The sequence below is a fragment of the Streptomyces sp. NPDC002564 genome, assembly GCF_042889645.1.
Taxonomy (GTDB): Bacteria; Actinomycetota; Actinomycetes; order Streptomycetales; family Streptomycetaceae; genus Streptomyces.
Genome location: NZ_JBIARE010000001.1, coordinates 1,092,063 through 1,112,811 on the forward strand (window position 1 = coordinate 1,092,063; position 20,749 = coordinate 1,112,811).

At 72.1% G+C, this 20,749-nt stretch carries 20 protein-coding genes; 7 read left to right on the plus strand and 13 right to left on the minus strand.

Features of this window, described 5'->3' with window-relative positions:
- Window positions 1–158: 158 nt before the first annotated feature.
- Complete coding sequence (locus tag ACFYXE_RS05130; protein WP_361180528.1) at window positions 159–491, plus strand: ATP/GTP-binding protein; 333 nt, start codon at window positions 159–161, stop codon at window positions 489–491.
- Window positions 492–497: 6 nt separating this feature from the next.
- On the opposite strand, the gene ACFYXE_RS05135 is transcribed toward ACFYXE_RS05130, so the two are convergent.
- The 8 genes from ACFYXE_RS05135 to mce form a co-directional block, all read right to left on the minus strand.
- Complete coding sequence (locus ACFYXE_RS05135) at window positions 498–1,352, minus strand: ABC transporter permease (RefSeq protein ID WP_389309550.1); 855 nt, start codon at window positions 1,350–1,352, stop codon at window positions 498–500.
- 110 nt (window positions 1,353–1,462) lie between these two features.
- The gene (locus ACFYXE_RS05140) at window positions 1,463–2,647 is read right to left on the minus strand and encodes an ABC transporter ATP-binding protein (RefSeq protein ID WP_389308934.1); all 1,185 of its coding nucleotides are present in this window, start codon (window positions 2,645–2,647) and stop codon (window positions 1,463–1,465) included.
- A 113-nt stretch (window positions 2,648–2,760) separates the two neighbouring features.
- Window positions 2,761–3,585 carry a hypothetical protein gene (locus ACFYXE_RS05145; protein ID WP_389308936.1) on the minus strand — a complete coding sequence of 275 codons (825 nt, stop codon included), beginning with the start codon at window positions 3,583–3,585 and terminating at the stop codon, window positions 2,761–2,763.
- A gap of 45 nt (window positions 3,586–3,630) precedes the next feature.
- A complete protein-coding gene (locus ACFYXE_RS05150; protein ID WP_389308938.1) occupies window positions 3,631–4,401 on the minus strand; it encodes an ABC transporter permease subunit in 771 nt (256 codons plus the stop codon).
- Between the two features lie 3 nt (window positions 4,402–4,404).
- Window positions 4,405–5,424 (minus strand): ABC transporter ATP-binding protein, encoded by a 1,020-nt coding sequence (locus tag ACFYXE_RS05155; RefSeq protein WP_389308940.1) that lies wholly within the window; start codon window positions 5,422–5,424, stop codon window positions 4,405–4,407.
- A gap of 121 nt (window positions 5,425–5,545) precedes the next feature.
- Window positions 5,546–6,481, minus strand: coding sequence for a cellulose-binding protein (locus tag ACFYXE_RS05160; RefSeq protein WP_030789382.1), 936 nt, complete (start codon window positions 6,479–6,481; stop codon window positions 5,546–5,548).
- A 182-nt stretch (window positions 6,482–6,663) separates the two neighbouring features.
- A complete protein-coding gene (gene scy, locus ACFYXE_RS05165; RefSeq protein WP_389308942.1) occupies window positions 6,664–10,701 on the minus strand; it encodes a polarized growth protein Scy in 4,038 nt (1,345 codons plus the stop codon).
- A 240-nt stretch (window positions 10,702–10,941) separates the two neighbouring features.
- Window positions 10,942–11,382, minus strand: a complete 441-nt coding sequence (gene mce, locus ACFYXE_RS05170; protein ID WP_389308944.1) for a methylmalonyl-CoA epimerase — start codon at window positions 11,380–11,382, stop codon at window positions 10,942–10,944.
- Between the two features lie 138 nt (window positions 11,383–11,520).
- Here mce and ACFYXE_RS05175 point away from each other — a divergent pair, with 138 nt between their 5' ends.
- Window positions 11,521–12,723 carry an acetyl-CoA C-acetyltransferase gene (locus ACFYXE_RS05175; RefSeq protein ID WP_389308946.1) on the plus strand — a complete coding sequence of 401 codons (1,203 nt, stop codon included), beginning with the start codon at window positions 11,521–11,523 and terminating at the stop codon, window positions 12,721–12,723.
- 76 nt (window positions 12,724–12,799) lie between these two features.
- Window positions 12,800–13,756: a methylmalonyl Co-A mutase-associated GTPase MeaB gene (meaB, locus tag ACFYXE_RS05180; protein ID WP_361181508.1), complete on the plus strand. Its 957-nt coding sequence runs from the start codon at window positions 12,800–12,802 to the stop codon at window positions 13,754–13,756.
- 214 nt (window positions 13,757–13,970) lie between these two features.
- Here meaB and ACFYXE_RS05185 read toward each other — a convergent pair whose 3' ends face one another.
- Complete coding sequence (locus ACFYXE_RS05185; protein WP_389308949.1) at window positions 13,971–14,702, minus strand: PepSY domain-containing protein; 732 nt, start codon at window positions 14,700–14,702, stop codon at window positions 13,971–13,973.
- Between the two features lie 268 nt (window positions 14,703–14,970).
- Here ACFYXE_RS05185 and ACFYXE_RS05190 point away from each other — a divergent pair, with 268 nt between their 5' ends.
- Complete coding sequence (locus ACFYXE_RS05190; protein ID WP_389309553.1) at window positions 14,971–15,627, plus strand: response regulator transcription factor; 657 nt, start codon at window positions 14,971–14,973, stop codon at window positions 15,625–15,627.
- Window positions 15,624–17,144 carry an ATP-binding protein gene (locus tag ACFYXE_RS05195; protein ID WP_389308951.1) on the plus strand — a complete coding sequence of 507 codons (1,521 nt, stop codon included), beginning with the start codon at window positions 15,624–15,626 and terminating at the stop codon, window positions 17,142–17,144. The genes ACFYXE_RS05190 and ACFYXE_RS05195 overlap by 4 nt, the downstream gene beginning before the upstream one ends.
- 40 nt (window positions 17,145–17,184) lie before the next feature.
- On the opposite strand, the gene ACFYXE_RS05200 is transcribed toward ACFYXE_RS05195, so the two are convergent.
- From ACFYXE_RS05200 to ACFYXE_RS05215, 4 genes are all read right to left on the minus strand, one after another.
- The gene (locus tag ACFYXE_RS05200) at window positions 17,185–17,661 is read right to left on the minus strand and encodes a MarR family transcriptional regulator (protein ID WP_361180956.1); all 477 of its coding nucleotides are present in this window, start codon (window positions 17,659–17,661) and stop codon (window positions 17,185–17,187) included.
- 119 nt (window positions 17,662–17,780) lie between these two features.
- Window positions 17,781–18,536: an AIM24 family protein gene (locus tag ACFYXE_RS05205; protein WP_389309556.1), complete on the minus strand. Its 756-nt coding sequence runs from the start codon at window positions 18,534–18,536 to the stop codon at window positions 17,781–17,783.
- A 47-nt stretch (window positions 18,537–18,583) separates the two neighbouring features.
- On the minus strand, window positions 18,584–19,234 hold the full coding sequence (locus ACFYXE_RS05210) for an AIM24 family protein (RefSeq protein WP_361180957.1): 651 nt from the start codon (window positions 19,232–19,234) through the stop codon (window positions 18,584–18,586).
- 1 nt (window position 19,235) lies between these two features.
- Window positions 19,236–19,874 (minus strand): AIM24 family protein, encoded by a 639-nt coding sequence (locus tag ACFYXE_RS05215; protein ID WP_389308954.1) that lies wholly within the window; start codon window positions 19,872–19,874, stop codon window positions 19,236–19,238.
- A gap of 167 nt (window positions 19,875–20,041) precedes the next feature.
- On the opposite strand from ACFYXE_RS05215, the gene ACFYXE_RS05220 reads away from it, so the two are divergent.
- Both ACFYXE_RS05220 and ACFYXE_RS05225 read left to right on the plus strand, forming a co-directional pair.
- Window positions 20,042–20,386, plus strand: coding sequence for a DUF3817 domain-containing protein (locus tag ACFYXE_RS05220; protein ID WP_361180959.1), 345 nt, complete (start codon window positions 20,042–20,044; stop codon window positions 20,384–20,386).
- On the plus strand, window positions 20,383–20,676 hold the full coding sequence (locus ACFYXE_RS05225; RefSeq protein WP_389308957.1) for an MTH1187 family thiamine-binding protein: 294 nt from the start codon (window positions 20,383–20,385) through the stop codon (window positions 20,674–20,676). Before ACFYXE_RS05220 ends, ACFYXE_RS05225 begins: the two co-directional genes overlap by 4 nt.
- Window positions 20,677–20,749: the final 73 nt, after the last annotated feature.

The following is a 20,749-nucleotide window of genomic DNA, read 5'->3' on the forward strand; positions in this document are numbered from 1 at the left end:
GCGTGACACGTGCCAAAGGCACGGCCTGGCATGAAGATTGTTGGATTTTCCGTGCGGTCGACGGGGGCCGGGCGGCACCGGGAGGGGACGAGTACCCCGCGGCGCGGCGCGTAGGCTGGTCGCACCCCTGACCGCCGTACAGCCCGTGAGGTGTTTCCGTGTCCCCGCGTCGCAACCGCCCCAAGGGCGCCGGAGAGTCGAAGGCGTCCGAGGGCGCGGAACCGTCCGGCCGTTACGGCGGGTTCCAGAGCGCCGAGACCTGGCAGGGCGAGCAGTGGAGCGTGCGCCATGTCGCGGGCGCGAGCGCGGCGGGCAAGCGCTACCGCTGCCCGGGCTGCGACCAGGAGATCCCCTCCGGGCTCGCGCACGTCGTGGCCTGGCCCGAGCACTCGGGCGTCGACGAGCGCAGGCACTGGCACAAGGCCTGCTGGAACGCGAAGGACCGCCGCACCACGCGGGTGCAGCGGTCCCGTAACGCGCCCAGGCACTGAGGCCGGTCAGACGTCGCGCTTCTCCAGGAGCGCGAACGCGCCGGCCACCGCGGCGGCCGTGACGACGGCGAGCAGTGCCAGCTGCGAGCCGCCGCCGCCACCGGTGTCGTCGGCGCCGAAGACCTTGGCCAGCGCGGTGATGGCGTTGTAGTCGTTCATCTTGTCGCCGAGCGGCTGCGTGCTCTCCCAGATCATCAGGAACGCGGGCAGGATCGCGGGGACCAGGACGACGCCGAGCATCGCGGTGATGGCGCCCGCGGAGTGCCGCAGCATGGAGCCGACGGCGAGCGCGAGGACACCGAGCAGCGAGACGTACAGACCGCCCTTGAAGACCGTGCCCATCCAGGGCTCGTCGCCCGCCTCCGGGCCGCTGTTGGCGCCCGAGGCCGCCAGGCCCACCAGCAGGATGGCGCCGGCGGACACGACGAAGGCGACCACGAAGAAGATGATGATCTTCGCGGTGAGCACCCGGTGGCGCTGCGGCGACGCGGTGAACGTCGTACGGATCATGCCCGTGCCGTACTCGGACGAGGTGACGAGCACGCCGAGCGTGATCAGGCAGATCTGGCCCAGCATCAGGCCGAAGAAGGCCGGGACGGTGAAGGGCATGTCCGCGTAGTCGCGCGGCTCGGTGTTCGCCACCGCCAGCAGGCCGATGCCGACGACCAGGAGCAGGAAGATGCCCAGCGTCCACATCGTCGAACGGACCGACTTGATCTTCGTCCACTCGGAGGAGAGGGCGTTGCCGAGGTGGGTCTTCCTGACCGGGATCGGCGAGGTGTAGGCGTTGGCCATGGCCTGCTGCCAGGCGGAGGGCGGCGCGGGGGCGGCGGGCGCGGGCGCCACCGGAGCCCCCGGCATCGGAGCGGGCGCACCGGGCACGGGACCGCTCTGCATCGGGGCGCCCACCGGTGCGTACGCCTGCTGGGGCTGCGCCTGCGGCTGCTGCTGCGGAGTCTCAGGCGTGGTCATCAGGAGTCCTCGCTGTCGCGCTTGGTCATGTCGGGGGCGGGGGCCGCGGGAGCCGCGGGGGCTGCTGCCGGGGCCTGCTGGGGGGCGGTGGCGTACGGGTTCGGCGTGCCGGGCGCGCCGTGCGGCTGCGGCATCGCGAACGGCTGTCCGCCGGGCTGGGGCGGCGGCGGGGCGTACCAGCCGTGCTGGCCCTGGCCGGGCACCGGGGGCTGGCCCTGCGGCAGCGCGCCGGGCGGCAGCGGCTGCTCGAAGCCCGCGCGCTGGTCGACCGTGGAGCGGTAGTCGACGGCGCCCTGCGTCATCCGCATGTACGCCTCCTCCAGCGAGGCCTGGTGCGGGGAGAGCTCCCACAGGCGGACGTCGGCGCCGTGCGCCACGTCGCTGATGCGGGGGAGCGGCAGGCCGGTGACGCGCAGCGCGCCGTCCTGCTCGGGCAGCACCTGGCCGCCCGCCTCGGTCAGCGCGGCGAGCAGCTTCTCGCGCTGCTGCGGGTCGGTGTCCGGGGTCCGCACCCGCGCGAAGTCCGCGGAGTTGTGCGAGATGAAGTCCTTGACGCTCATGTCCGCGAGGAGCTGGCCGCGGCCGATCACGACGAGGTGCTCGGCGGTCAGCGCCATCTCGCTCATCAGGTGGGACGACACGAAGACCGTGCGTCCCTCGGCGGCGAGCGACTTCATCAGGTTGCGGACCCAGAGGATGCCTTCCGGGTCGAGGCCGTTGACCGGCTCGTCGAAGAGCAGCACCTGCGGGTCGCCCAGGAGCGCCGCCGCGATGCCCAGCCGCTGGCCCATGCCGAGCGAGAAGCCCTTGGAGCGCTTCTTCGCCACGTCCTGCAGGCCCACGACGCCCAGCACCTCGTCGACCCGGCGGGCCGGGATGCCGGAGAGCTGCGCGAGGCAGAGCAGGTGGTTGCGCGCGTGCCGGCCGCCGTGCACGGCCTTGGCGTCCAGGAGCGCACCCACCTGGCGCGGCGCGTTCGGCAGCTTGCGGTACGGGTAGCCGCCGATCGTCACCTGCCCGGAGGTCGGCGCGTCGAGCCCCAGGATCATGCGCATCGTCGTCGACTTGCCCGAGCCGTTCGGCCCGAGGAAGCCCGTGACGGTACCCGGTCGCACCTGGAAGGAAAGGTTGTACACGGCTGTCTTGTCGCCGTAGCGCTTCGTCAGGCCGACTGCCTCGATCATTCTCCGCACCCATCGAATGGTTCAGGACGTCGGGGCACACGCCCCCGTAAGGGTTAGGAGGATAACGGGGAGCTGACGGTTCCAGCCAAGAGCGGGTAAAAGGCCCCGGGGGGTCATCCGGGCGGCAGCGGCAGCTCCGTCCACGGCAGCACCCAGCCCTCCTCGGCGAACAGGAGGGTGCCCCGCGCGCGCAGTTCGGCGTCGGCGGCGGCCCGCCGGACCCAGCTCGCCGCGTCGGGGCCGAGGAGCTCGCGCAGCCGCGGGGAGGCGTCGAGCAGTACGTCGAGGAGCGCCGCCTGGTCGCCGCCGCCGGGCCGGGGCAGGCCGGTGAGCGGGTCGGCGAGGACACCCCGCGCGCTGACGTAGACATACGCCCCGAAGAGCCGCTCGCCGGAGGGCAGGGTCATCCCGTAGGCGTCGCCGGGCAGCAGCACGCGCCGGTAGTTGGGCAGCTCGGTGGCGTCGACCGCGGCGAGCTGGGTGGCGTCGAGCCAGGAGACGACGAGCGTGGCGCGGGTCGCGGGGGCGGGGTAGGGGGCGGCGGCCACGTAACCCGCCCGGCCGATGTGCGCGGAGCAGCCCACGCCGATCCCCGAGAGCCGCACGGGCACCATCGGGACGGCGCTGGGCAGGCCCAGGCGGGTGAGCTTGTACGCGAGCTGGCCGGGGGAGGCGTTCGAGCCGACGGCGATCACGGGTCTGCGCCCGGCGACGGGCGGCTGTCCGAGCCGGCCGAGGACGGCGTCCAGCGGGTCCCCGGCCGTGATCCCGTCCACCGTCCAGGCGCCGAGCCCGCCCGGGCGCGCGTGCAGCGGCAGCAGTTCGGCGCCGGTCAGCAGCGAGGGCGCGGTGACCGGCAGGCCCGGATAGGTGAGGGGCTGCAGGGCGGGCACGCCGTCGAGGCCGAGCGCCGCGAGTCCGCGGTCCTGCGTCGTCACACGTCCCCCTGCGTCCTGCGGGTCAGGTCCCCGGGGACACCGCCGTCACGCGTCCCGCTTCTTCAGCAGTACGTACCCACCGATCAGCACCACCACGACCCAGGCCACCATGATCCCGAGCCCGCCCCACGGCCCGTAGGGGGTGTCGTCGTCGAACGGCGACTTGACCTGCATGATCTTGCTGCCGGCCTGGTCGGGCAGGAAGCGGCCGATCTTCTTGGTGGCCGAGACGTTGCCGAGGATGTTGGAGATCAGGAAGAAGAACGGCATCAGGATGCCCAGCGAGAGCATCGGGCTGCGCAGCATCGCCGCGACGCCCATCGAGAACATCGCGATCAGCGTCATGTACAGCGCACCGCCGATGACCGCGCGCAGCACGCCGGGGTCGCCGATCTGCGCCTTGTACTGGCCGAGCATCGCCTGCCCGACGAAGAACGTGATGAAGCTGGTCACCAGGCCGACCACGAACGCGAGCAGGGTGGCGACGGCGATCTTGCCGAACAGGAAGGTGGCGCGCTGCGGGACCGCGGCGAGCGAGGTGCGGATCATGCCGGTGCTGTACTCGTTCGAGACGACGAGCACCCCGAAGACGATCATCGCGAGCTGGCCGAGCGACATCCCCGCGAAGCTGATGTACGTCGGGTCGAAGGTCAGCCGGTCCTCGGTGCTCAGGCTGCCGTAGTCGTTCTTGGACAGGATGCTGATCAGCATGCCGAGCGCGATCGTGACGACCACGGCGAGGCCGAGCGTCCAGACGGTCGACGAGACCGAGCGGATCTTGGTCCACTCCGACCTCAGAACCTGCGTCGCGGCCATCGCTCAGGACTCCTTCCGCTGCTGCCAGCCTTCGCCCCAGCCCGCCGCGGGACCGCCCGGAGCCGGGCCTCCCGGAGCCGGGCCCCCCGGCACGGGCGGCGGCGCGGCGCCGTCGTGGTCGGTGTGCGCGTGGTACTCGACCGACTCGGCGGTCAGCTGCATGAAGGCCTCCTCCAGTGACGCCTGCTGGGGGCTCAGTTCGTGCAGCACGAGCTGGTGGCCCGCGGCGAGCTCGCCGAGCTCCTCGGCCGGGGTGCCGTCCACCTCCAGCGTGCCGTTGCCGGCCTCGACGGCGGTGATGCCCGCCCCGTGCAGCACGTCGAGCAGCCGCTCGCGCTGCGGGGAGCGCAGCCGCACGTACGACCGGGAGTTCTGCCGGATGAAGTCCGACATCGAGGTGTCGGCGAGCAGCCGGCCCTGGCCGATGACGACCAAGTGGTCGGCGGTGAGGGCCATCTCGCTCATCAGGTGCGAGGAGACGAAGACCGTGCGCCCCTGGGCGGCGAGGGACTTCATCAGGTTCCGGATCCAGTGGATGCCCTCGGGGTCGAGACCGTTGACCGGCTCGTCGAACATCAGGATCTCGGGGTCGCCGAGCAGCGCGCCCGCGATGCCCAGGCGCTGGCCCATGCCGAGCGAGAAGCCCTTGGCCTTCTTCTTCGCGACGGCGGTCAGACCGACGGTGTCGAGGACCTCGGTGACGCGGGCGCGCGGGATGCCGTTGCTCTGCGCGAGGCAGAGCAGGTGGTTGAAGGCGCTGCGGCCGCCGTGCATCGCCTTGGCGTCGAGGAGCGCGCCGATGTACTTCAGCGGGTCCTTCAGCTGCGCGTACTGCTTGCCGTCGATGCGGACCGCGCCCGCCGACGGGTTGTCGAGCCCGAGCAGCATGCGCATGGTCGTGGACTTCCCCGCGCCGTTGGGGCCGAGGAAGCCGGTGACGATGCCGGGGCGCACGGTGAACGTCAGGTTGTTGACGGCCACCTTCTCGCCGTACCGCTTGGTCAGCCCCTCGAGCTCGATCATGCAGCAACGCTAAAACGGGACAAAGCCCCCTGCCACCGGAGCGGCAAGGGGCCGGGTGCCCGCGGAGGGGCACGGGGAACCGCGCGGTCGGCCTCGGCCGACCGGCAGCAGCCCTACGAGCTCAGCGGGTCTGCTGCGCGGGGACGCCGCGCGAGACCGGCTCGTCGTCGGCGGGCGTACCGGCGGCGGCCACGGCCGCACCGGTGAGCGTCGCCAGCATCTCGCGCACGTTGGTGAGCTGCGCGTTGATGGAGTCGCGGCGGTTCGTCAGAGCCGCGAGCTCGCGCTCGGACTCCGAGCGGATGCGGTCCGCCTTGGCGTTCGCGTCCGCGACGATGTCCTCGGCCTGACGCTGGGCCGTCTCCACCGTCTGGCGGGCACGGCGCTCGGCGTCGGTGCGCAGCTTCTCCGCCTCCAGGCGCAGCTGCTCCGCACGGTGCTCGATCTCCGCGAGGCGCTTCTCCGCCTTGGCCTGACGCGACGCCAGGTCGCGCTCGGACTGCTCGCGGCGCTTGGCGAGGTTCGTCTCGAAGTCCGCGGCGGCCTGGGCGGCCTTGGCGCGGGTCTCCTCGAAGAGGGCGTCGGCCTCCTCGCGCTTGGACTGCGCGTCCTTCTGGGCCTCGGCCCGCAGCGCGTTCGCCTCGCCCTTGGCCTTCTCGACGATCCGGACGCCCTCGTCCTCGGCCTTGGCCTTGCGCTCGGACGCGAACGACTCGGCGTCGTTGCGCACCTGCTGGGCGGCGGACTCGGCGAGCTCGCGGTGCTGCTCGGCCGCGCGACGGGCCTCCTCGCGCAGGTCCTTCGCCTCCTCCTCGGCGAGGCGGAGGATCTTCTCGACGCGGGCACCGAGACCGGCGTACGACGGCTCGGCGTCGGCGACCTGGGCCTGGGCGTTCTGCGTCTCGAGGTGCAGCTCCTCGATGCGCTTTTCCAGAGCAGTGATACGGGCAAGAGCGCTGTCACGGTCGGAGACGAGCTTGGAGATACGTTCGTCCACCTGAGCGCGGTCGTACCCACGCCGCACAAGCTCGAAGCCGTAGGGGGAAGTGTCGCTCATGGGGTTCCTGTCGAATGAGACCGGTGAGGTGATAGAGGGAATCCTAGGGGTCCAAGCGGCGTGTCATCGAGCAGATGCCCGTTTGATCTGGAGAATGACACCCCTTTTGAGTGGCTAACCGCTGGAGTGCTTGCCAGCGACAGGGCCAAAGGTCCTTGTAGAGCACGGCACATGCTCTTTGGCTACCCCTCCGACTGCTTGCCACTCGAACGAGTCGACCCAGCCGCGGCCCCGGTCTTGACGCCGCCCGCGGACGAGCCGCCGTTGGCCCCGGTCTTCGCGCCGCCGGACGGGGCCTCGAAAGACTCCAACGCCTCCAGCACGTCCTGGACACGGGAGATTTCCGTATTGATGTCCTTGCGGCGCCGGACCAGCACCTCCAGCTCGTGCTTGCCCTCCTCGACGACCCGGGTCGCCTCCTCCTGGGCCTCGGACCGGATCCGCTCGGCCTCGCGCGTCAGCTCGGCCTTCTTCGCCTCGGCCTCCTTCAGGAGCCCCTCGGCCTTCTTCACCGCCGAGATACGGACCTTGCCCGCCTCGGAGTTGGCGTCGGAGACCAGCTCCTTCGCCTTCGCCTGGGCCTCGGCCAGCTGCTCCTCCGCGGCCTTGACCAGCGCGTCGCAGCGCTCGCCCGCGGACTTCATCGCCTCGGCCGACTCGCGGCGGGCCCGGTCGTGCAGCTCCTCGATCTCCGCGGTCAGCCGGTCGCGCTGCTCCTCCGAGCGCTCCCTTATGGCCGTCGCGTCCCGGCGCGCGCCGATCAGCAGCTCGTCCGCGTCCGTACGGGCCTTCTCCACCAGCGAGTTGCCCTCGACCGTCGCCTCGGCGACCAGCCGGTCGGCCTCCTTGCGGGCCGCGCCGACCATCGTGTCGGCCTGCGCCTCGGCGTCCGTGGTCGCCTTGAGCGCCTTCTCCTGGGCGTCGGCGGTCAGCTTCTCGGCCTCGGACGCGGCCTCCGTGATGAGCGTGTCGACCTGCTCCGCGGCCTCCTGGCGGCGCTTGTTGGCCGCCTGGCGGGCCTCGTCGAGGGTGCGCTCCGACTCCTCGCGCGCCTCGGACGTGAGCCGCTCGGCCTCCCGGGCGGCGTCCGCCTTGACGCGCTCGGAGTCGCTGCGGATCCGCTCGGCGTGCTGCTGCGCGGAGTTGACCGTCTCGGAGGCCTCGGCGCGCAGCCGCTCCGCGTCGCCCGAGGCGTCCGCGATGAGCTTCTCGGCCTTCGCCACCGACTCGGCGCGGACCCGCTCGGCCTCCGTGCCGGTCTCGGTCCGCAGGCGCTCGGCCTCGGCCGCCGCCTCCGCGCGGACCCGCTCGGCCTCCGTCGTGGACTCCAGGTGCAGCCGCTCGGCCTCTTCCAGGGCCTCGGTGCGGACCCGGTCGGCCTCGGTCGTGGACTCCACCCGCAGCCGCTCGGCCTCCGTGGCGGTGTCGGTCTGCAGCTTCTCGGCCTCGCTGCGCGCCTCGCCGATCAGCTGGTCGGCCTGGCCCGCGGCGTCGCTGCGGATGCGGTTGGCGTCCTCGCGGGCGTCGGCACGGGTGCGGGACGCGTCCTGCTCGGCCGACGCGATGGTGTCGGAGGCCTCCGTGCGCACCCGCTGGGCGTGCTCCGCGGCGTCCGAGCGCAGCCGCTCCGCCTCGCTGATGGCCTCGGAAACGGTGTGCTCGGCCAGCGACTTCGCGGCCTCCGAGGCCTCCGAGGCCTCGCGCCGGGTGCGGTTGGCGTCCTCGGTGGCCCGCTCCCGCTCGGCGTAGGCGTCGGCGCGGACCCGGTCGGCCTCCTCCTGCGCCTCCGTCCTGGTCCGCTCGGCGGCGTGCTCGGCGGCCGAGCGCAGGCCGGCGACCTCCTCCTGCGCGCTCTCGTGCAGACCGGCCACGGAGTCCCGTACGGACTGGGCGTGCTGCTCGGCGGCCGAGACCATCTCGGTGGCCCGCCGGTCCGCCTCCTCGACGAGACGGACGGCCTCGGCCTGCGCCTCCTCGACGCGCTTGCGGGCGGACGCGAGGAGCTCCTCGCTCTGCTCGCGGGCCCGCTCGCGCTCCTGGTCGGCCTCCGCCCGCGCGGAACCCAGCGTCTCCTCGGCCTCGCGGCGGCGCCGTGCGGCCTCCTCCTGGGCGGCGGACAGCGCCTCCGCGGCCTCCGCGGCGACCCGCTCGGCGGCGGCCGCGGCCTCCGCGCGCACGCGGTCGGCGGACTCCTGCGCCTCGGTCTTGAGCCGCTCGGCCTCGGCGGCGGCCTCCGAACGCAGCCGCACGGCGACGTTCTCGCCCTCCGCGCGGGCCTGCGAGGCATCGGCGGCGGCCTCGGTGCGCAGCCGCTCCGCCTCCGTCTCGGCCTGCGACTGGAGCGCGCGGATCCGCTCGGCGGACTCGGCGCGCAGCCGGTCCGTCTCGTCCGTGGCCTCCTTGCGGATGCGCTCCGCCTGCGCGCGCGCGTCGGTCAGCGCCTGCTCGGCGGCGGCCAGGCGCTCCTCGGCCTCCGCGTGCAGCCGGGCCAGCTCCTCGGCGGCCTCGCTCTGCCGTGCCGCTACGGCCCGCTCGGTCTCCTCACGCAGCGCCGTAGCGGCGTCCTGCGCCTCGGACCGGGTCGTCTCGGCCTGCTCGGCGGCCTCCTCGCGGTGCCGGTCGGCCTCCGCGCGGGTGCGCTCCAGGGTCTCCTCGGCCTGCGTGCGCAGCGACGTGGCGCGCTCGACGGCCTCGGCGCGGACCCGCTCGCTCTCCGTCGTCGCGGCCGTGCGCAGCTCGTCGGCGTCCGCCTTCGCCTTGGCGAGCAGCTCCTCGGCGGACTTGGCCGCCTCCTCGATCTGCTGGACCGCCTCACGCCGCGCCTCGCCGCGGATCCGCTCGCCCTCGGAGACCGCGTCGGCCCGCAGCTGCTCGGCCTCGCCGCGCAGCCTGCGCGCCTCCTCCTGCAGCTCGACGGTCTTGGCGCGGTACTCCTTGGTGTCGTCCTTGGCCGCGCCCTTGAGCTCCTCGGCGATGTCGTGCGCCTCGGCGCGCAGCCGGTCGGCCTCCGACTCGGCCTCGGTGCGGATCCGCTCGGCCTCCTCGGTGGCCGCCCTGGTGGTCTCCTTGGCGTCCTTGGAGGCCTTGTCCAGGACCTCCTCGGCGGTCCTCGCGGCCTTCGCGAGCTGACCCGCGGTCTCCTCGGCGGTGATCGTGCGCGCCTTCTCGGCGGCGTCCGAGATCAGCTTCTCGGCCTCCGCGCGGGCGTCGGCGACCTGCTGCTCGGCCTCGGACCGGGTGGCCTCGGCCTCCTTGGTGGCCTCACTGACCAGCCGGGCGACCTGCTCCTTGGCGGTGCGGGTGCGCTGCTCGTTGGCCGCCTCGGCGGCCGAGAGCTGCTTGGAGGCGGTGTCCTTGGCCTCGGCGAGCACCTTCTCGGCCTCGCCGCGCGCCTCGCGCAGCGCCGCCTCGGCCTCGGTCATGCGCTGCTCGGCGGCGCGGCTTGCCTCGGTGGCCCGGCGGCGGGCCTGCTCGGACTCGGTGGCCGTGGTGGTCCGCAGCTGCTCGGCGTGGTCGGTGGCCTCCTGGGCCTGCGTCGACGCGGCGTTCAGCAGGCGCTCGGCGTCGGCGCGGGCGCGGCGCAGCGTCGCCTCGGCCTCGGCGCGGGCGGCCTCGGCGTCACCGGCCAGGCGCTGGCGGGCCTCCTCGGCGACGCGGGCGGCCTCCGCGCGGGCGGCGGCCAGCGCCTGGTCGGCCTCGGCGCGCGACTCGTCCAGGAGACGGCGGGCCTGCTGCTCCGTACGGGCCCTGAGCTGCTCGGCCCAGGCCACGTTCTCGTTGACGTGCGACTCGACGGTCTGGCGGCGCTCGGCCAGCTCCTGGTCGAGCTGCTGGCGGCGGGAGACGGCCTCGGCGTGCAGCTCGGACTGCAGCCGGGCCTGCTGCTCGGCGTGCTCCTGGAGGATGCGCTGGGTCTGCGCGCGGGTGTCGCGCAGCTCGCGCTCCGCGTCGGCCCGCAGCTGGTCGGCCTGGATCTGGGCATTGCGGAGCATCTGCTCGGCCTGATACCCGATGTCCGCGCTGTCGTAGGCAGGGCGGGACGCGAGGTTGCGGCGCGCCTCGTGCAGCTTGGCGCGCAACACCTCGACCTGGTAGCCGAGGTCCTCGGCGTGCTGGACGGCCTTCTCCCGCTCGGTCTTCAGCCGGTCCATCTCGGCCTCGAACCGCGACAGACTGTCGGTCTCAGCCCGCGAGTTCTCTTGGCGTTCGTAGCCCCGCACTGCGCGGTCCCATCCTTCCCCAGGCTCTCCGAGCAGGGGATACCCCAACCCTGGTCGCACGTCTCTCCAACGAGCCCCGCCCATCCGCCGAACGGGGCCCCCGGGGGAATGGTGTCAGATCAACAGCGGAGCATGGGCTGCTGCCCCGACGCTCGTCCCCCGAAACCCGGACCCCGGCACGTGGCCGCCCCTGAACTGAGGACGCCCGCCACTCACCCTACCGGCCCAGATATACGGAGGTCAGTGCTCCAGTGACTCGGAAGGTGCCGAAGTGACGAGTTCCGTCAGGACACCGTGGCAGTCCTTGGGGTGCAGGAAGGTGATCCGCGAGCCCATGGAGCCGATCCGGGGCTCGTCGTAGAGGACGCGGACGCCCTTGTCCTTGACGGCCGCGGCGTCGCCGTCCACGTCGGCGGTGCCGAAGGCGATGTGGTGCACGCCCTCGCCGTTCTTGGCCAGCCACTTGCCCACCGCGGAGTCGTCCCGGGTCGGTTCGAGGAGCTGCAGGTAGGAGGCACCTCCGTCGTCCGTCCCGTTGATCTTGAGCATGGCCTCGCGCACGCCCTGCTCCTCGTTGACCTCGGTGTGGAACACCTCGAATCCGTACGTCGCGCGGTAGAACTCGACGGTCTTGTCGAGGTCGAAACAGGCGATCCCGATGTGATCGATTCGCGTCAGCATGGTTCAAGTGCAGCGCTAGTCGCAGTGATTACGCAACGTGCGCGCGATCACACCTGCCGCCCGGTGACGGCAGGGGTACTGCTCAGTACATTCAGATAAACCCTCGTTAACTCCTCTCCTCCCAAGGGGTCGTCGCACATGGCTGGAACGACCGGCACCACCTCAGTGATCGTCGCGGGCGCGCGCACGCCCATGGGCCGTCTCCTCGGCTCGCTGAAGTCCTTCTCGGGTGCGGACCTGGGGGGCTTCGCGATCAAGGCCGCGCTGGACCGCGCGGGCATCGGAGGCGACCAGGTCCAGTACGTGATCATGGGCCAGGTGCTCCAGGCCGGGACAGGGCAGATCCCGGCACGCCAGGCCGCCGTCAAGGCGGGCATCCCCATGAACGTCCCGGCACTCACCGTGAACAAGGTGTGCCTGTCGGGGCTCGACGCCATCGCGCTGGCCGACCAGCTGATCCGCGCCGGCGAGTTCGACGTCGTGGTGGCGGGCGGTCAGGAGTCCATGACCAACGCCCCCCACCTGCTCCCCAAATCCCGTGAGGGCCACAAGTACGGTGCGATCGAGATGCTCGACGCGATGGCGCACGACGGCCTGACCGACTCCTTCGACGGCGTCGCGATGGGCGAGTCCACCGAGAAGCACAACACCCGCCTCGGCATCGGCCGCGCCGAGCAGGACGAGATCGCCGCCCTCTCCCACCAGCGCGCCGCCGCCGCGGACAAGAACGGCCTCTTCGAGGCCGAGATCACCCCGGTGGAGATCCCGCAGCGCAAGGGCGACCCGATCCTGCTGGCCAAGGACGAGGGCATCCGCCCGCAGACCACCGTCGAGTCCCTCGGCAAGCTCCGCCCGGCCTTCGCCAAGGACGGCACGATCACCGCGGGCACGTCCTCGCAGATCTCCGACGGCGCGGCCGCGGTCGTGGTCATGTCCAAGACCAAGGCCCAGGAGCTCGGCCTGACCTGGATCGCCGAGATCGGCGCGCACGGCAATGTCGCGGGCCCCGACAACTCGCTCCAGTCGCAGCCCTCGAACGCGATCCGGCACGCCCTGAAGAAGGAGGGCCTGGAGGCCTCGGACCTCGACCTGATCGAGATCAACGAGGCCTTCGCCGCCGTCGCGGTGCAGTCAATGAAGGACCTCGGGGTGTCCTCGGAAAAGGTGAACGTCAACGGCGGTGCCATTGCCCTGGGTCACCCGATCGGGATGTCCGGCGCCCGCCTCGTGCTCCACCTGGCCCTGGAGCTGAAGCGGCGCGGCGGCGGTGTCGGCGCGGCCGCGCTGTGCGGTGGCGGCGGCCAGGGCGACGCCCTGATCGTGAAGGTGGCCAAGGCCTGACCCGCTCGTCGGCCCCTTCCGTACGGGGTGAAGTCCCCTGCGGAGTGAAGTCCCGTACGTAGTGAACGGAGCTGTGATGCAGGACGTCCCCTCCCTGGTGGCGCAGGCCCGCGAGGGCAGGCCGCGGGCCGTGGCCCGGCTGATCTCACTGGTCGAGGGGGCGTCACCGCAGCTGCGGGAAGTGATGGCGGCGCTGGCGCCGCTGGCCGGTCATGCCTACGTGGTCGGCCTCACCGGATCGCCCGGTGTCGGCAAGTCGACATCGACGTCCGCCCTGGTCAGCGCCTACCGGCGGACCGGCAAGCGGGTCGGCGTGCTCGCCGTGGACCCGTCCTCGCCGTTCTCCGGCGGCGCGCTGCTCGGCGACCGGGTGCGGATGTCGGACCACGCGTCCGACCCCGGCGTCTACATCCGCTCGATGGCCACCCGCGGCCACCTCGGCGGGCTCGCCTGGGCCGCGCCGCAGGCCATCCGCGTCCTGGACGCGGCGGGCTGCGACGTGATCCTCGTCGAGACCGTCGGCGTCGGCCAGTCCGAGGTGGAGATCGCCTCGCAGGCCGACACCTCGGTGGTGCTCCTCGCGCCCGGCATGGGCGACGGCATCCAGGCGGCGAAGGCCGGCATCCTGGAGATCGGCGACCTGTACGTCGTCAACAAGGCGGACCGCGACGGCGCCGACGCCACCGCGCGCGAGCTGAACCACATGCTGGGCCTCGGCGAGTCCCGCGGCCCCGGTGACTGGCGGCCGCCGATCGTGAAGACGGTCGCGGCGCGCGGCGAGGGCATCGACGAGGTCGTCGAGGCCCTGGAGAAGCACCGGGCGTGGATGGAGGAGCGCGGGGTGCTCCAGGAGCGCAGGGCCGCCCGCGCCGCCCGCGAGGTGGAGACCATCGCGGTCACCGCGCTGCGGGAGCGGATCGGCTCCCTGCACGGCGACCGCCGCCTGTCCGCCCTCGCCGAACGGATCGTCGCCGGTGAGCTCGACCCGTACACGGCCGCCGACGAACTGGTCGAGGGCCTGACGGAGGGCTGAGGCCCGCCGGGACGACGACGGACGACAGGGGTGGGGGCCGGGCCCCCGGGGGGGGGGCGCCCCCCCCGGGGGGGGGGGCCCCCGGGGGGGCGGGGGGGGGCGGGGCCCCCGCCCCCCCCCCCGGGGCCGGGGGGGGGGCCCCCCCCCCCCCCCCCCCCCCCCCCCCACCCCTGTCGTCGTGCACCCGCGGCGGTCGCGGCATTCTCGGCGGCTGTCAGTCGTCGGAGCCGTCGTCGTCGTGGCCGTCACGGTCGTCACGCCCGTCGTGGTCGTCGTGGTCGGCGTGGTCCGCGTGGTCGTCGTCGCGGTCGTCCGAGCGGTCGGCGGTCACCTTGCCGGTCTTCAGGTCGACGTTCCACTCGGACTCGGCGCCCTTGGCGCCGGTCGTCTCGACGCTCCAGGCGGTCGCCGTGCCGTCGTCGTCCAGGTCCACGGAGGTGACGGTGCCCTTCCCGGCGGTGGCCCGGGCGGCGTCCTCGGCGCTGGTGGACGCACCCTTCAGCGCGGAGTTCACCCGGGCGGTGTCGGCGGCGTCGTCCCCGTCGTCGTCCTTGTCGACCCAGGAGCCGAGCACCTTGCCGTTGCCCGGGTCGACGTCCACGTTGTGCCACGTCTTGCCGTTCAGGACGTCGACCTCCCAGACCAGGCGGCCGTCCTCGTCGTCGAGGTCCGCGGAGACGGCCGTGCCCTTGGTGTCGGCGAGCGCCGCCTTGATGGCGTCCGCGGCCGTCAGCTTGGCGGCCTTGGCCTCGGCGGTGTTCTCCGCGGCGTCGTCCCGGTCCTCACGGGCGTCGTCGCGGTCGTCGTCCCGGTCGTGGTCCTTGAGCTGGACGCTCGACTTCTGCGCGCCGGACCCGTCGTCGCCGGTGACCGCGAGGGCGGTGGCGGTGCCCCCTCCCACGAGGGTCAGGGCGGCGACGGTGGCGATGACGATGTTGCGCTTCATGAGGGGTTCCTCCCGAGTCGTTCGGCTCTGGTGCCGAAGGGGGCCGGCGCTGCGGCCGTTCCCTTTCGACGAGGACCAATCTGGCCGAGCGATCCTGAACCCACGCTGAAGCGGCCTGAAGAACTCTTCAGCTTCGCTCTGCGACCCTGAACGCATGCGCCCACCCGTCTCCCACCACCGCCCTACCGGAGGCGCTACGCGCCACACCTCCCCTTCCGTCTCCCACCACCACCCCGCCGGAGGCGCCACGCGCCACACTTTTCGACTCCTGATCGTGGAGGACGAGAAGCGGCTTGCCCTGTCGCTGGCCAAGGGCCTCACCGCCGAAGGCTACGCCGTCGACGTCGTCCACGACGGCGTCGACGGACTGCACCGGGCGAGCGAGGGCACGTACGACCTGGTCGTCCTCGACATCATGCTGCCCGGCATGAACGGCTACCGCGTCTGCTCCGCGCTGCGCGCGGCCGGCCACGACGTGCCGATCCTGATGCTCACGGCCAAGGACGGCGAGTACGACGAGGCCGAGGGCCTGGACACGGGCGCCGACGACTACCTCACCAAGCCCTTCTCGTACGTGGTGCTCGTCGCCCGCGTGAAGGCGCTGCTGCGCCGCCGGGGCGCCGCCGGGCCCTCCCCGATCCACACCCTGGGGAACCTGAAGGTCGACACCGCCGCGCGCCGGGTCTTCCGCGACGACGACGAGATCACCCTCACCGCCAAGGAGTTCGCGGTCCTGGAGCAGCTGGTGCTGCGGACCGGCGAGGTCGTCTCCAAGGGCGACATCCTGGAGCACGTGTGGGACTTCGCGTACGAGGGCGATCCCAACATCGTCGAGGTGTACGTGAGCACGCTGCGGCGCAAGCTCGGCGCGGCCCTCATCACGACGGTGCGCGGCGCCGGATACCGTCTGGAGGACCCGCGATGAGGAAGCTGTTCGGCTCGGTGCGGGCCAGGGCGACGCTCGGCGCGAGCCTGGTCGTCGCGCTCGCGCTGGTCGCCGCGGGGGCGGCCGTGCTGCTCGCGCTGCGGGCCAACCTGACCGACCAGGCGGAGTCCCGGGCCAACTCGGCGGCCCGCGAGGTCGCCTCGCAGCTCGCGGCGGGCCGGGCGTACGCCGATCTCGACCTGCCGGACGACGAGGACGCGCCCGTCCAGGTCGTCGACGACAAGGGCAGGCTGGTCGCGGCGAGCGACGACCTGGAGAAGATCACCGGCACCGGCGTCGACGCGGTCGAGCCGGACCGCGGGAAGGCCGGGCGGCAGGCGGGCGGCGAGAAGGGCGGGGGAAGCGGGGGAAGAAGCGAGGGAAGAAGCGGGGGAAAGGGAGAGGGCGCCGAGGACGCGAAGGAGGACGCGGCCGAGGACGCGGCCGAGGGGCGCGGCGACGACCTCGGTGAGATCGACGACGACCCCACCTACACCGGCGGCACCGCCACCGTCGACGGCGAGACGTCCGACTACCGCTTCGCCGCCGTCGAGGTGAGCACCGATGCCCGGGGCGATCTGACCGTGTACGCGGGCGGCTCGCTCTCCGGTGAACAGAGCGCGCTCTCCACCGCGTTGACGTCCATGCTGATCGGTTTCCCGGTGCTGCTCGCGGTGGTCGCGGGCGTCACCTGGCTGGTGACGCGGCGCGCGCTGCGACCGGTGGCCGCGATCACCGCGGAGATGTCCGCGATCACCGCGTCGGAGGACCTCGCGCGCCGTGTGCCCGAGCCGGACACGCACGACGAGATCGCCCGCCTCGCCCGCACGACGAACGAGACGCTCACCGCACTGCAGACCTCCGTGGAGCGCCAGCGCCGCTTCGTGGCGGACGCCTCGCACGAGCTGCGCAGCCCGATCGCCTCGCTGCGCACCCAGCTCGAAGTGGGAGCCGCGCACCCCGAGTTGCTGGACGTGGACGGCGCGGTGGAGGACACCGTGCGGCTCCAGGAACTCGCCGCGGACCTGCTGCTGCTCGCGCGTCTCGACGCGGGGGAGAAGCCGGCGGGCGGGCGGGTCGACCTGGCGGCCCTCGTCCGCGAGGAGCTCTCGCAGCGCACCCGGGACCACGTCGAGGTGGACGCGGACCTGAAGAGCGTCGAAGTCGTGGGCTCGCGGGGGCAGTTGGCGCGGGTGCTCGGCAATCTCGTCAACAACGCCCAGCGGCACGCGCGCTCCCGCGTCACGGTCACCACCCGGAGCGAGGGTGGCTGGGCGGTCCTTGAGGTGGCCGATGACGGGAGCGGCGTGCCGGAGGACGAGCGGGAGCGGATCTTCGAGCGGTTCGTGCGGCTCGACGACGCGCGGACCCGCGACGAGGGCGGGGCCGGTCTGGGCCTCGCCATCGCCCGGGACGTGGCGGTACGGCACGGCGGCACACTGGTGGTGCGCCGGGCACCGTCGGGTGGTGCGCTCTTCGAACTCCGGCTGCCCAGCCCTCAGTCGTCGGCGGAGTGAGGGACGGCGGCGCCGGTCGTGGCGGTGCTCGGTGGCGGTGCTAGGGCTTGCCGCGCTGGGCGCGCAGGTGTTCCGCGATCGGGGTCAGAGCCTTGCGCAGGTCCTCGAGGGCCTCGGCGGAGATGAGGTCGACGAAGTGCCGCCGCACGGAGGCGACGTGGTGGGGTGCCACCTTCTGCATGGTCTCCATGCCTTCGTCGGTGAGGACGGTGTAGAGGCCTCGCCGGTCGGACTCGCAGTTCTCACGGCGCACCAGGCCCGCGTTCTCCATGCGGGTGATCTGGTGGGACAGGCGACTCTTGGACTGCAGGGTGGCGGACGCAAGATCGCTCATGCGCATCCGCAGCTCTTCCGATTCGGAGAGATACACGAGAATGTCGTAGTCGTTCATGGTCAGGTTGAACGGCTGAAGGTCCTTTTCGAGCTGATATGTCAGCATCCTGTTGACCTCCACGTGGGTGCGCCAGGCGCACTGTTCCTCGTCGGTCAGCCACTGCGGGGCCGTCTCGGTCTCCATGGAATCGATTCTACCTAAGAAGTTGAAAGGTGAACGAATGGTGGGATGTGACGCGCCTCGCACCCCGAGCCCTCTCGGAGGGGCACAGGCGTTCGCCGTCACACTCCGCAGACTACCGCTCACAGCCCGAAGCGACGCTGGAGGTCCCCCAGTTGTCCGGGAAGGCGCGGTGCGCCTGGCTGGTGACCCGGTTGCCCCGGAGTGCCCCGTCCGCCGGGTACGCCCGCCTGCTGCGGCACCTGTCCGGCGGCCTGCTCCGGCATCAGCGCCTCGGTCGACTGGAGCAGCACCGTGCCGGCGCCCACGAACTCGAACTGGTGCTCCTCGCCGGACGTCCCGCCGATGCCGGTCAGTGCCCGCACGCCCCCGATCACACCGGTGAGGTAGCCGTGGTCGTAGTGGTGGCAGGGTGAGGGGCAGTCCGCCCAGCCCACCAGCGCCTGTGGATCCACCCGGATCGGCGGCTCCATGAAGACCACCGGGCCGTTGGACGCGGCGACGAACTTGCCCGTGCCGATGAGCGTCAGAAAGCCCGGAACGATCGATTGCTTCAGCGCGAGACTTGGCTGAAAAGCGAGGAGGTTGCCCGAGCGAATGGTCAGGTTGCCCTCGTCGAGATCGTACGAATTCACGTCGAAGGCCCGGTCGGCGAGGAGCATCTTGCCCTGGCCGTTCGCCACGACCCAGTCGCTTGCGTGCAGCGGCGAATGAAAACTGGTCCGGACCAGACGGTCCAGGCGGCCGTGCCCGATGCCGTTGAACTCGATCTGCCCGTAGTAGGCGATCATCTTCCCCTTCTGCAGGAACCACTGGCTCCCCTTGAGCTCCACGCAGAAGGTGTACGCATTGACGCTGTCGTCGCTCGGCAGCGTCATGGGGTCGAAGACGGCGGGGGCGCCGGCCGGGGTCGACACGTTCGGATTCACAGCTTCTCCTCCGAGGCCTGGACGTAGACCGCGCCGCTTCCCGACAACTCCAGCTGGAAGGCCTCGCCGGAGCCGCGGCCCACCATGTCGCGCCAGCCGAGCGCGGTGGAGAGTTTGTTGCGCACGTCGCCGTGGTGCGCCACGTAGGCCTGGGGGTCGACGTGGACGGGGCGCTGCGGGGTGATGGGGACCTCGATGACGCCGCCGTGCGCCATGACGGCGACCGCGCCGTGTCCCTTCAGGGTGGTGGTGAACAGGCCCTGGCCGCTGACCTGGCCGCGCACCATGCCCATGACGCCGCCCTGCGAGCCCAGGAACATCGTGCCCTGCTGGAGGGTGCCGTCGAAGGCGAGGAGCCGGTCGGCCTCCACGAAGAGGGTGTCCCCGGAGAGGCCGATCACCTGGATGTGGTGGCCGCCGTGCCCGAACAGGACCGTGCCGCTGCCCTCGACGGTCATCAGCGGGGTGGCCTCGCCCGCGACGCGGCGCCCGATCATGGACGCGAGACCGCCCTGGCCGCCCTGGAGGTTGGGGGTGAAGGAGACGTCTCCCTTGTAGGCGAGCATGGCGCCGCGCTGGCTGAAGATCTTGGCGCCCGGCTGGACCGTGGCCTCGACCATCTTCGAATTGATCTCCCGGAAGGGCATCTCAGACGTCTCCCGCGATCGTCGTGCGCTCACTGGGCTGGACGTAGACCAAGCCGTCGCCCTCGAAGCGGATCTGGAAGGCCTCGCCGCCGCCCTCGCCCATCAGGGTGCGGAAGGTGACGCCCGACTGGAAGCTCTGGCGGACATCTCCCTGGTGGGCGATGTACGCCCCCGGGTCGACCGTCAGCGGATACTGCCGGGACACGCGCAGGACCACCGCGGGGCCGTCCGAGACGATGGCGGCCTGGCCGGTGCCCTCGACGGTCGTCGTGAACAGGCCGTTGCCCTGGGTGGCGCCGCGCAGGCCGGTGAAGCTGGTGCCGGTGCGCAGCCCCGCGTCGGTGCACAGCAGATTGCTCGCCTCGACGTACAGCTTGTCGCCCTCCAGTCGGACCAGGTTGATCTCCGTGGCACGGTCGGCGAACCAGCAGGTGCCGTGCCCCTTCACCTCCATCACCGTCATCTGCTCGCCGGTGACGCGGCGGGTCACCATGCCCCGGATGCCCTCACCGCCGCCGGTCATCTTCTTGAAGGCCATCTGGCCGTCGTACGCGACCATCGAGCCGTTCTTCGCCTTCACGGCGTCGCCCGTCATGTCGACGGCGAGCACTCTGCTCCCTTGGAGCCGGAACGTAGCCACGAATCGACGGTAGCCCCCGCGTACCCGCCCAGAACAGGGTGAAGGGCCCTGAGCGAACCCCGAGAACACCCCGATGTCACAATGGGGGTCGCTTGTGCGTCCGTTCACAAGATCGATGCCGCCGAGCGCCGACCCCTGCCGACGCCCCACCCCACCGAAGGTGACCCGTGGACATCAAGACCGCTTCCGCACTCCGCCGCCTCCGCCTGGTCTCGGCCCCCGAGGCCGTCTCCTTCCTGCTGCTGCTCGTCTGCTCGGTGCTCAAGCGGACCACGGATTTCAACGCCGTGCCGGCGATGGGCATGATCCACGGCGTGCTCTTCGTGCTCTACGTGGTGTTCTGGCTGGACGCCTGGAACCGCACGAAGTGGGACCTCAAGACCGGCGCCCTGTACTTCGTCCTCTCCGTCCTGCCGACCGGCGGCTTCTTCGCCGAACGCAAGCTCAAGCGCGAGGCCGAGTCCGCGGTGATCGCCTCCCGCGCCCGCAAGGAAGGGGTCGTGAACGCATGATCGTCGCCTTTTCCGTGACCCCGCTCGGGGTCGGCGAGGACGTCGGGGAGTACGTCGCCGACGCGGTCCGCGTGGTCCGTGAGTCCGGACTGCCCCACCGGACCGACGCGATGTTCACGTCCGTCGAGGGCGAGTGGGACGAGGTCATGGACGTCGTCAAGCGCGCCGTCGCCGTGGTCGAGGCGCGGGCCCCGCGCGTCTCCGTCGTCATGAAGGCGGACATCCGCCCCGGTGTGACGGACGGCCTCACCGCCAAGGTGGCCACCGTGGAGCGTCACCTCTCCGCCTAATAGCACCGGCACCGCCGGACGAAGCCCCTGCCCTTCCGGGCGGGGGCTTTTCCGTGTCCGGGAGATCCAGCTC

What these genes read in the sequence shown, in the direction of transcription:
- ACFYXE_RS05185 (WP_389308949.1), bottom strand. Translation starts at nt 14,702, where the DNA reads ATGAAGCGCAACATCGTCATCGCCACCGTCGCCGCCCTGACCCTCGTG.
- meaB (WP_361181508.1), top strand. Translation starts at nt 12,800, where the DNA reads ATGCAGGACGTCCCCTCCCTGGTGGCGCAGGCCCGCGAGGGCAGGCCG.
- ACFYXE_RS05150 (WP_389308938.1), bottom strand. Translation starts at nt 4,401, where the DNA reads ATGGCCGCGACGCAGGTTCTGAGGTCGGAGTGGACCAAGATCCGCTCG.
- ACFYXE_RS05225 (WP_389308957.1), top strand. Translation starts at nt 20,383, where the DNA reads ATGATCGTCGCCTTTTCCGTGACCCCGCTCGGGGTCGGCGAGGACGTC.
- ACFYXE_RS05135 (WP_389309550.1), bottom strand. Translation starts at nt 1,352, where the DNA reads ATGCCGGGGGCTCCGGTGGCGCCCGCGCCCGCCGCCCCCGCGCCGCCC.
- mce (WP_389308944.1), bottom strand. Translation starts at nt 11,382, where the DNA reads ATGCTGACGCGAATCGATCACATCGGGATCGCCTGTTTCGACCTCGAC.
- ACFYXE_RS05195 (WP_389308951.1), top strand. Translation starts at nt 15,624, where the DNA reads ATGAGGAAGCTGTTCGGCTCGGTGCGGGCCAGGGCGACGCTCGGCGCG.
- ACFYXE_RS05210 (WP_361180957.1), bottom strand. Translation starts at nt 19,234, where the DNA reads ATGCCCTTCCGGGAGATCAATTCGAAGATGGTCGAGGCCACGGTCCAG.
- ACFYXE_RS05175 (WP_389308946.1), top strand. Translation starts at nt 11,521, where the DNA reads ATGGCTGGAACGACCGGCACCACCTCAGTGATCGTCGCGGGCGCGCGC.
- ACFYXE_RS05160 (WP_030789382.1), bottom strand. Translation starts at nt 6,481, where the DNA reads ATGAGCGACACTTCCCCCTACGGCTTCGAGCTTGTGCGGCGTGGGTAC.
- ACFYXE_RS05140 (WP_389308934.1), bottom strand. Translation starts at nt 2,647, where the DNA reads ATGATCGAGGCAGTCGGCCTGACGAAGCGCTACGGCGACAAGACAGCC.
- ACFYXE_RS05205 (WP_389309556.1), bottom strand. Translation starts at nt 18,536, where the DNA reads ATGACGCTGCCGAGCGACGACAGCGTCAATGCGTACACCTTCTGCGTG.
- ACFYXE_RS05155 (WP_389308940.1), bottom strand. Translation starts at nt 5,424, where the DNA reads ATGATCGAGCTCGAGGGGCTGACCAAGCGGTACGGCGAGAAGGTGGCC.
- ACFYXE_RS05200 (WP_361180956.1), bottom strand. Translation starts at nt 17,661, where the DNA reads ATGGAGACCGAGACGGCCCCGCAGTGGCTGACCGACGAGGAACAGTGC.